We start from the raw sequence: 726 nt of genomic DNA, 5'->3' as shown, positions 1-726 counted from the left end.
CGCGGTGGTTTCCGCGACCAGCCCGACGGCGATCCCGGCAAGTTCGCACGCCGCCAGGATCTGAGCCCACGCGCGCAGCTCCGTGACGAACCGTTCGGCCGCGGAGCCGGTGAGCACCGGCGCGGTCCCGGCACCGGCCGGCTCGGCGAAGGTGACGCGCGCGAGCCGGGCAGTCGGGTCAGCACTCTCGACGGGCTCGACATCGACTCCGGGACCCCGGGACGAGAGGAGGTGGACGGCCGTCCCTTCGGCGGACTCCGCTACGACGAGCAGAAGGTCGGCCTCCCGGGCGAAGCGCACCGGCAGCATGCTGCCCGCCGGCCCGGCAGGCTCCCCCCGCACGTGGCCGCCGTCCACCGACCAGCTCCCGTGAGCGGCGGGGTCGACCAGCGCGACGACCGCGCCGGGCAGATCGCTCCGGTCCGACCCTCCGCCGTCGAGGTGTCGGAGCAGGAGCGCCGGGAGCAGGAGCCGCTCGGGCAGGGGACCGGGCACGAGGTGCCGCCCCAGGGACATCATCGCCGCGCCGACAGCGGAGAGGGGCAACCCCAGTCCGTCGGCCTCGTCGGGAACGGCGAGCGCGAACCAGCCGAGGTCGGCGATCTCCTCCAGGAAGGTTCGGTCCCAGCCCTGGCACCGGGTGAGTGCATGCCTGCGCTGCGCGTCGTACGACCGTTTCAGGTAGGCGTCGACGGTCTCTTCGACCTCGGCCAAGGTGTCAGTCAC

Annotated in this window: 1 protein-coding gene; it reads right to left on the bottom strand. The window is 73.7% G+C overall.

The window, feature by feature from the left end; all coding sequences use genetic code 11:
* Positions 1–714 (bottom strand): acyl-CoA dehydrogenase family protein (locus tag PKE99_RS38150; RefSeq protein ID WP_271215114.1); only part of this gene is annotated, 714 nt, incomplete at its 3' end.
* Positions 715–726: the final 12 nt, after the last annotated feature.

It is taken from the genome of Pseudonocardia halophobica (assembly GCF_027922425.1).
GTDB lineage: Bacteria > Actinomycetota > Actinomycetes > Mycobacteriales > Pseudonocardiaceae > Pseudonocardia > Pseudonocardia halophobica.
This window is presented reverse-complemented; position numbering and strand designations above follow the sequence as displayed.